The organism is Gluconacetobacter sp. (genome assembly GCF_047721585.1).
Taxonomy (GTDB): Bacteria; Pseudomonadota; Alphaproteobacteria; order Acetobacterales; family Acetobacteraceae; genus Gluconacetobacter; species Gluconacetobacter dulcium.
The window spans coordinates 1-5,993 of sequence record NZ_JBDNXE010000178.1; the positions used below are offsets into that span (position 1 = coordinate 1).

A 5,993-nucleotide genomic window follows, 5' to 3' on the forward strand; every position below is an offset into this window, starting at 1 on the left:
GGATCGGGGCGGTCGATGCCGTGGTGCCGGCCGCGGCATTGATTGCCCGGTTGCAGCAGGAATATCGGGAGACGCTCTCTCTTCTGGCGGAAGAAAGCCATTTGCTGAACGGGGATGATCCGAACGCTGACGGATAGGACCCATGAATTGCGATTGTGATGTCCGTTGTGGCTGGCTGGGGCGCTTCGCGTTGTGCCGGCATCGGGTGTCCTGAATGTGCGAAAAATTTTCCGTTCTCTTTTTTTCGAGAGAGAACAGGACCATATCCTGATCGATATCATCTGAAAGGTGGCTGAAATGTCGTTTTCCATCAACTCGACCGTGCGTGAGATCCTGGCCGACGAGCAGGCCAAAGGGGTGGTCGAGAGCGTGCTTCCCGGCTTTTCCAAGCATCCGCAGATCGGGATGGCCAAGGGCCTGTCATTGAAGACGCTGGCGAAATTTTCGGGTGGCGTGATGACGGACGAGGTTCTGGCAAAGATCGATACAGGTTTGAAAGCACTGTAGAGGCTGGTATCTGATCGGGCGGCTGACCGGCCGGACTGGCGTTCGTCCGGCATGTGCGCAGGCCCGAAAGGATCGGATCGTTGTGACTTCCCCGGTGATCGTCTGGTTTCGACAGGATTTCCGCCAGGCGGATAATGCGGCGTTGACGGCGGCGGTGAAGACCGGGGCACCCATATTCTGCGTTCACATTCTGGATGAGGCGGTGAAGCAGGACGCGGCGCGCTGGTGGCTGGGGCGGGCGCTGGACCTGTTCGATGCCGATCTGCGGCAGGGTGGCGGGGCTTTGCATGTGTTTCGCGGGCCGGCGATCCGGGTTCTGCCGGTGCTGGTCGCGGCGACCGGCGCGCGGGCGGTGTTCTGGAACCGGCGCTATGACCCCAATGGACGGGAGGCGGATACGCGGCTGAAGGCGCTGCTGAAGGGGGGAGGAACCTCCGTGCAGAGCTTTCCCGGCGCGCTGCTGCATGAACCATGGACGATCCGCACCCGGGCAGGGCAACCTTATCATGTCTTCGGCGCGTATTGGCGCGCGGCCTGCCACGCGGGGCATGAACGGCCGCCGCTTCCGGCGCCGGCGAAGATGGCCTTTGCCATGCCGGATCGGTCCGGCTTGCCGCCGATGGTCGAGGCCGGAGCGATCGGGCAGGAAATGAGCGCCACCGGCTGGACGGACGGGCTGGCGGACATGTGGCAGCCTGACGAGGCATCGGCGCAGGAGACGCTGGCACAGTTTCTGGACGGGTCGCTGGACGATTATGCGCGGGATCGGGACTTCCCTGCGCGGCCGGCAACCTCGGGCCTCTCGCCCTTTTTGCGCTGGGGCCATATCACGCCCGCGCAGGTGCGGCAGGCGGCTGCGGCGCAGCCGGCATCGGGTGGGCTTGCAAAATTCATGGCCGAACTGGGCTGGCGGGAATTCGCGTGGTCGGTGCTGTTTGCGCAGCCCGATCTGGCATCGCGTAATCTGCGCCCTGAATTCGACGCCATGCCGTGGCGAAAAGATCCGGATGCCGTGCGGGCATGGCAGCGCGGGCGGACCGGCTATCCGCTGGTGGATGCCGGGATGCGCCAGTTATGGCGAACGGGGTGGATGCACAACCGCGTCCGGATGGTGGTGGCGTCGTTCCTGGTGAAACATCTGCTGATCGACTGGCGGGAGGGCGAGCGCTGGTTCGCCCATACGCTGGTTGATTACGACCCGGCCAGCAACGGCATGAACTGGCAATGGGTCGCCGGAACCGGGGTGGAGGCCGCGCCCTTCTTCCGGATGATGAATCCGTTGATCCAGTCCCGCAAATTCGACGCGTCCGGCGCCTATATCCGCGAATGGGTGCCGGAACTGGCCAGGCTGCCCGATGCGCAGATCCACACGCCGTGGCTGGCGGGCGGCGTCTCGGGCTATCCGGCGCCCATCGTGGTGCATGAGGCGGCGCGGGAGCGGGCCTTGTCCGCCTGGCGCGCGTTGCGCGGCACGGCGGAAGGGGGCGGCGATAACAGCGGTTAGGGTGTGGCCGCGGTGCCATGCTCCGTCAGGCTGCGGCGGGCGAGGCGGCAGGCTGCCAGATCCCACGCCGCGCAGCCGACCGATTTGAACAGGACTGGTATGTCGGGGGGCGGTGGGGTGTCGATCGCCGTGGCCAGGGGAAAGACGTTCTGCCAGTCCACGCCGGCCTGGATCAGGTCGCCGGCTTCGGAAGGCGCGCCGATCGGATCGTCGACGAAAAGCCGGCTGTTCAGGACCAGATTCGGACCGATTTCGATCATTTCCGGACGGTAGGCGCCGACGCCGATGACCAGGCGCCCGGCACGGGGGGCGGCGTCATAGACGATTTCGTGGCTGCTGGTGATGGTGATGACGATATCGGCGGCTTCGGCATCGCCGGGGGTTTCAGGGCGGACATGGTGGCCTGTCGGGTCCAGCGTGGTGCAGAGGGCGACCACCCCAGGCGGTTTGCGGCCGCGCACGCTGATGACGGCTTCGGGGTACAGGGTTCGCAGTGCGTTGACATGGCCCCTGGCCTGGGTGCCGGTGCCGATGATCAGGACATGGCGTGGTGGGCTATGGTGCAGCATGCGGATGGCCAGCATCGACATCGCAGCGGTGCGGCGGCCCGTGGTTTCCGGCCCGTCGAGAGTGAACAGGAAGGTGCCGTCACGCGCATCGCAGCATGTCACCTGCCCCTGGATGACGGGCAGCGCCTTGTTGCCGTGAAAGATCGTGATCAGCTTGGTCGCCATGATGTCGTTGGCGATGGACGGCATGCAAAGCAGGTGGCCGCCGGCATCAGCCGTGTCGACGACCATCCGTTCGGGTGACAGGATGTTGCCGGCGGCATAATCGCGCACGACATCCTGCAGGGTATCGACCAGTTCGGGGATGGGAAGAAGGCTGGCGGTCTGCCCGGCGGTGAAAATCTGCATTGGAGCCCTCTGCATCGTTACGGAGGGAAAATATCCCGCCGCAACGATGCAGGCAATCAGGCTTCTTCGGCCTGGAGAGCGGCGAAACGGTCCAGCGCTTCGAGATAATGGCTGCGTTCGGCGTCGGAAATCCATGCCGATGCGAAGGCGTTGCGGCTGATCGCCAGCAGTTCCGCCCGTGTCAGGTCGGCGGTTTCCTGGGCGCTGCGCAGGCATTCGGTCATGTAGGCGCTGTTCATATAACCCGGATCGTCGGAATTGATGGTAATCCGCAATCCCGCATCCAGCATGCCGCGCAGGTCGCGCCGGCCGCAGCCTGGCCGGATGACGTCGTTGGGGGACGGGCAGATGGTGAAGACGATATCGCGCTCGCGGGCGCGGGCGATCAGTTCGGGGCGGTCCAGTACGTTCAGCCCGTGGTCGATCCGCTCGCTGGCGAGATCGTCGAGTGCCTGGCGGATATGTTCGTGGGTGTTTTCCTGGTCCAGGTCGCAATGCATGGTCAGATGCAGGCCGGCAGCGCGGGCGCGGGCGAAGACTTGGGCGAATTTTGCGGGGGGATTGCCGGTTTCGTAGGAATCGAGCCCGACGCCGACGATGTCGTCGAGGTAAGGCAGGGCCTGGGTGAAGGTTTCATCGGCCGATTCCGCGCTCATTTCGCGCACGAAGCACATGATCAGTTGCGAACGGATGCCGAAGTCGCGCTCGGCGGCCTTGCGGGCGCGGGTGATGCCGGCAATGACCGTGGCGAAGGGGATGCCCCGGCGGGTGTGAAGCTGCGGATCGAAGAACATCTCGGTATACAGGACGTTCTGGGACGCGGATTTTTTCAGATACTGATAGCAGAGATCGTAAAAATCCTTCTCCGTTAGAAGAAGTTCGACACCTTCGTAATAGAGGTTCAGGAAGGACAGGAGGTCGTGATAGGTGTAGCCGGCACGGATGGCTTCTTCGCTGCTTTCCTTCAGCGGGTGGTCATTGCGCCGGGCCAGGTCCATCTTGAGCGACGCTTCCAGAGTGCCTTCCAGATGCACATGCAGTTCCGCCTTGGGCAGCGCGTCGATAAAGGCGGCGATCGAGCCGGTCATGATGTCTTGCTCCAGCGGGATGAATCGTTCGCGCCGATGATGCCCTGTCGCGTGCCTGATGGCACCTCTTTCTTTCGGAGGGTGGAACGATAAGTCCACTCGTTTCTTCCGTGGGGACGGGTCAGGAGTTATTTTAACTAAATATTATAGTGAAATTAAAATAAGCTATACATGACGATCTTGGTGAATTACGATTCACGTAATAACGCTTTCATATGGTGATTTACGACATGGATCAATTCTCATCCGGGGCGGTGCGCGCGCCGTCGCTCGAAGCGCGCTTTGCCCCGCTTTTTGCCGAGATTGCGGCGGGTGCGGTAGAGCGGGAGCAACATCGGGAACTGGCGCGCGAACCCGTAAGGGCCTTGCTGGATGCCGGCTTCGGGCGGCTGCGCGTGCCCGGCGAGGCCGGTGGGCTGGGGGCGTCGCTGCGGGAATCGTTTGCGCTGTTGCGCACGCTGGCGGCGGCGGATTCCAATATCCCGCAGATCGTGCGTGCGCATTTCGCCTTCGTCGAGGGGCGGAGGCAGAAACCGGGGGCATCGGGTGGCTGGTTCGACGTCATCAATGACGGCGCGCTGTTCGGTGCGGCAATGGCTGAACGGAGCGCTGAGACGGCGGTCAAGACGACCCTGCGTGAAACGTCGGAAGGCTGGGTACTGGACGGGACGAAATATTATTCCACCGGGACGCTCTATGCGGACTGGATCGTGGTGTGGGCGATCAACGACACCGCTCGCGTTCATGCCGCCGTACGGGCCGACAGCCCCGGCGTCACGCGGGTCGATGACTGGGACGGGTTCGGTCAGCGTCTGACGGGCAGCGGAACCACGATCTTCGACCACGTGGCGGTTCCTGCGGCCCATATCCTGGACCAGACTCCGCTGACGGAATTGCCGGCTCCCGATTATCTGGGCGCGTATTACCAGCAATTCCATAATACCGCGCTTGCCGGCATCGCGCAGGCCGTGCTGCGGGACGCGCTGGAGTTCGTCCGGCCCCGGACCCGGCTCTTCGGTGTGCCGGGCAAGGTGATCCAGCGGGACGATCCGGTCGTGCAGGGCGTGGTGGGACGGCTGTCGACCCTCGCATTCTCGACGGCGGCACTGGTCGATACGGTTTCTGATGCACTGGCGGCGGCCGAACCGTTCTGGGAGAAGGGCGAGACGCGTCATCCAGCAATCGAGACGGCACAGGAAATCGCGTTCAAGGCCCAGCAGATCATCGTGGAGCAGACGCTGGAGGCGGCAACGCTGCTCTTCGAGGTCGGTGGCGCGTCCGCCACCAGCGAGACGCGGCGCTACGACCGGCACTGGCGCAACGCCCGTGTTCTGGCATCGCATAATCCCGCGGCGCAGCGTCAGAGAGAGCTTGGAGATCTTGCATTGAATGGCACCCGGCTTTGGACGCCCTATTTCGAAGGGCTGAAGCGCCAGAACGCGGCGGCCGGCAGGGTAACGGCATAAGAGACACGCCCAGAATCATGCGCGCGGATGGGGCGGTCGGTCTGCGTGCTTTCAGCTTTTGCAGGCCGGCAAGCCACGGCCCGGCCCGCATCTGCTGGAGATAAATCACTAATTAATTTGTGATATAAATCAGGATTCCGCATTTTTTGCGGAAAATTAAACGTTACGTATTGATTAAATAATTTATGTACGTTACGCCGTGATTGTTGAATTTAATTCAAACTCTTGTGGTCGTTGTTTATCCGATCGCGTGGAACGGGTGTGACGGACAGCCTCATGATTTCGATCCCAACATCTCGCGTCCTCGTCTCCCGTGGGAGGAATGGAGAATTTGCCGATGGCGCGGGCCTGGACGAGATTCTGGCTCGGGCGGCGGCGTTGCGCGTTCTCTTCGCCGGCCGGGCCGCCGCGCATGATCGGGATGCCGATTTTCCGTTCGATGATATTGCCGATTTCAGTGCTTCCGGCCTGATGGCGCTGCCCAGCCGGGTCGATGCGGGCGGGCTGGGTG

General features: G+C 62.9%; 6 protein-coding genes. 4 read left to right on the forward strand and 2 right to left on the reverse strand.

What is annotated here, in order from left to right; genetic code table 11:
* Positions 1-288: 288 nt before the first annotated feature.
* Positions 289-507: a hypothetical protein gene (locus ABF821_RS19410; protein ID WP_415531267.1), complete on the forward strand. Its 219-nt coding sequence runs from the start codon at positions 289-291 to the stop codon at positions 505-507.
* 76 nt (positions 508-583) lie between these two features.
* Positions 584-2,011: a cryptochrome/photolyase family protein gene (locus tag ABF821_RS19415; RefSeq protein WP_415531272.1), complete on the forward strand. Its 1,428-nt coding sequence runs from the start codon at positions 584-586 to the stop codon at positions 2,009-2,011.
* On the opposite strand, the gene ABF821_RS19420 is transcribed toward ABF821_RS19415, so the two are convergent.
* Together ABF821_RS19420 and add are read right to left on the reverse strand one after the other, a co-directional pair.
* The gene (locus ABF821_RS19420) at positions 2,008-2,928 is read right to left on the reverse strand and encodes a delta(1)-pyrroline-2-carboxylate reductase family protein (protein WP_415531268.1); all 921 of its coding nucleotides are present in this window, start codon (positions 2,926-2,928) and stop codon (positions 2,008-2,010) included. The two genes, ABF821_RS19415 and ABF821_RS19420, sit on opposite strands and share 4 nt — an antisense overlap.
* Before the next feature lie 56 nt (positions 2,929-2,984).
* Complete coding sequence (gene add / locus ABF821_RS19425; RefSeq protein ID WP_415531269.1) at positions 2,985-4,016, reverse strand: adenosine deaminase; 1,032 nt, start codon at positions 4,014-4,016, stop codon at positions 2,985-2,987.
* 230 nt (positions 4,017-4,246) lie between these two features.
* Here add and ABF821_RS19430 point away from each other — a divergent pair, with 230 nt between their 5' ends.
* A complete protein-coding gene (locus ABF821_RS19430; RefSeq protein WP_415531270.1) occupies positions 4,247-5,482 on the forward strand; it encodes an acyl-CoA dehydrogenase family protein in 1,236 nt (411 codons plus the stop codon).
* Positions 5,483-5,743: 261 nt separating this feature from the next.
* A partial coding sequence (locus ABF821_RS19435) for a hypothetical protein (protein ID WP_415531271.1) occupies positions 5,744-5,993 on the forward strand: 250 nt, incomplete at its 3' end.